The 2,699-nt window shown below is 72.6% G+C and carries 1 protein-coding gene; it reads left to right on the top strand.

Annotated elements, in window-relative coordinates; translation table 11 throughout:
* Nucleotides 1-273: 273 nt before the first annotated feature.
* Nucleotides 274-2,699 (top strand): MMPL family transporter (locus ESO86_RS15115; protein WP_165307958.1); only part of this gene is annotated, 2,426 nt, incomplete at its 3' end.

Below are 2,699 nucleotides of genomic sequence, written 5' to 3'. Positions count from 1 at the left end.
CTCGGGGGCGGGGTCGGCGGGGGGTCGCGCAGGCGCCGGCATGTGGGTCTCCGATCGGCGGGGCTCGTTCGAGCCGGATGGGTGTCGTACGAGCGCCCCGTCGCGCGCGGCCGCGATGGCCGTGGGTGGGCTCGGATGTCGCGAGCCGACGTGCCACCCTACCTGCTCGACGCGGGTCCGACCGACCCGGCGCCGCGCGGCATCGTTGCGGTCCCCCCGCGCCGCGCCCTAGGTTGAGGGTCATTCAACTCCACTTCGGGGGGAGTGAGAGACGTGTCCTCGGCTCTGCACGCGCTCGGACGATGGGCCTACCGCGCCCGCATCCTCGTCGTGCTCGTCTGGGTCGGCATCCTCGCCGTGCTCTTCACGATCGCCGGGCTCGTCGGCACCGGGACGAACAACACCTACGCGTTCCCCGGAACCGAATCCCAGGACGCGCTCGACGCCCTCGCGCGCACCTTCCCCCAGTTCTCCGGCACCTCGGCGCAGCTCATCGCCGTCGCCCCCGACGGCGGCGACGTCACCGACGACGACTTCGAGTCGGCGGTCGAGGACGCGATCACCGCCATCGAGGCGATCCCCCAGGTCTCCGGCGTGAGCTCGCCGTACGACGGCGGGTCGTCTGCCGACATCGCGTCGGACGCGTCGGCCGTCCTCGTCACGATCCAGCTCTCGGTCGGCGCCGTCGACGTGCTGCCCTCGACGTCGGACGCACTGCAGTCCGAGGGCGCGACGCTCCAGGGGGACCTCCCCGACGGGTCGCAGGTGGCCGTCGGCGGCTCCCTGTACTCGCAGGTGAACCCCGGGATCGGCCTCAGCGAGCTCACGAGCATCCTCATCGCGCTCGTCGTCCTGATCGTGACGTTCGGCTCCCTCGTCGCCGCGGGCATGCCGATCACGACCGCGCTCGTCGGCGTGGGCGCCTCGGTCGCCGTCGTCCTCACCGCGACGCGCTGGCTCACCATCACCTCGACCGCGCCGCTCCTCGCGGTGATGCTCGGACTCGCGGTCGGGGTCGACTACTCCCTCTTCATCGTCTCCCGCCACCAGGACCAGGTGAAGCGCGGGATGCCGCCCGCCGAGTCCGCACCGCGCGCGGTCGCGACCGCCGGCTCCGCGGTCATGTTCGCGGCGACGACAGTGATCATCGCGCTGCTCGGGCTCTCCGTCGCGCGCATCCCGTTCCTCACCGTCACCGGGCTCTCGGCGGCGCTCGCCGTCGCGACGGCCGCGCTCGTCGCGTTGACCCTCACGCCGGCGCTGCTGTCGTTCGCGGGGTGGCACGTCGTGCCGAAGCGGTACCGGCCGGGGCACGAGGCACCCGCGCAGGAGACGAAGGAATCGACGGCACCGGAGGAACCGGAGGACCACGACGCCGAGCAGACCGGGACGGGCGAGGCGGATGCCGAGGCCCAGCCCACCGCGACGGGCGAGGCGGATGCCGCGGCGGACGCCAGGCCCGGCGGGTTCTTCGGGTACTGGGTGCGCGGCGCCATCCGCTGGCCCCCGGTGACGGTCGTGCTCATCACCGCAGTCCTCGCCCTCGCCGCGATGCCCGCGGTCAACCTGCGCCTGGCCCTCCCCGACTCGGGTTCGCTTCCCGAGGGCGCCCCCGGGCGGGTCACCTACGACCTCATCGCCGAGCACTTCGGCGCCGGCGCCAACGGTCCGCTCATCCTCACGGGCTCCGTCATCCAGAGCACCGATCCCGTCGACCTCGTCGACGACATCGCCGCCGAGGTCGCCGACGTGCAGGGCGTCGCGGCCGTGCCGCTCGCGACGCCGAACGAGACGGGCGACACCGCCGTGATCCAGGTGATCCCCGACGGCGCCCCGGACTCCGAGCAGACCGAGCAGCTCGTGCACCGGTTGCGTGCCATGCACGACGCGTTCCTCGAGGACTACGCGGTCGACCTCTCGGTGACGGGCTACACGGCGCTCGGCGTCGACATCTCGGAGCGCCTCGGCGGCGCGCTGCTGCCGTTCGGGCTGCTCGTCGTCGGGCTCTCGCTCGTCCTGCTCGCCATGGTGTTCCGCTCGATCGTCGTGCCGATCACCGCGGCGCTCGGGTACGTGCTCTCCATCGGCGCCGCCTTCGGCCTCACGAGCCTGGTGTTCGTCGACGGAGTCCTCGCCGGACCGCTGAACGTCGAGTCGGTCGGGTCGGTGACGAGCTTCATGCCGATCATCGTGATGGGCGTGCTCTTCGGGCTCGCGATGGACTACGAGGTGTTCCTCGTCAGCCGGATGCGCGAGGACTACCTGAAGCACGGCGAGCCGCGGCCCGCCATCGAGCGCGGGTTCCACGCCTCGGCACGCGTGGTCACGGCCGCCGGGATCATCATGTTCACGGTGTTCAGCGGCTTCATCCTGAACGGCGAGGCGTCGATGCAGCCGATCGCCTTCGGGCTCGCGACCGGCGTCGCGATCGACGCGTTCATCGTGCGGATGACGCTGACGCCCGCGGTCCTCGCCTGGTTCGGCCGGCATGCGTGGTGGTTCCCCGCCGGGCTCGATCGGGTGCTCCCGCGCTTCGACGTCGAGGGCGAAGGGCTCGCGCGCGAGGACGAGCTGGCCGACTGGCCGGAGCCGGGCGACGCGTTCGCGATCGTCGGCGAGGGCGTCGCGGTGCGGCACGAGCCCCGCCTCGTCGACCTCGACGTGCGCGTTCCGGCCGGCGAGGCGCTCGTGGTCGCCGG

This window comes from Agromyces binzhouensis (assembly GCF_004135055.1).
Classification (GTDB): domain Bacteria; phylum Actinomycetota; class Actinomycetes; order Actinomycetales; family Microbacteriaceae; genus Agromyces; species Agromyces binzhouensis.
Note: the sequence above shows the minus strand (reverse complement) of the source record. Positions and strands in the feature narration are given on the sequence as shown.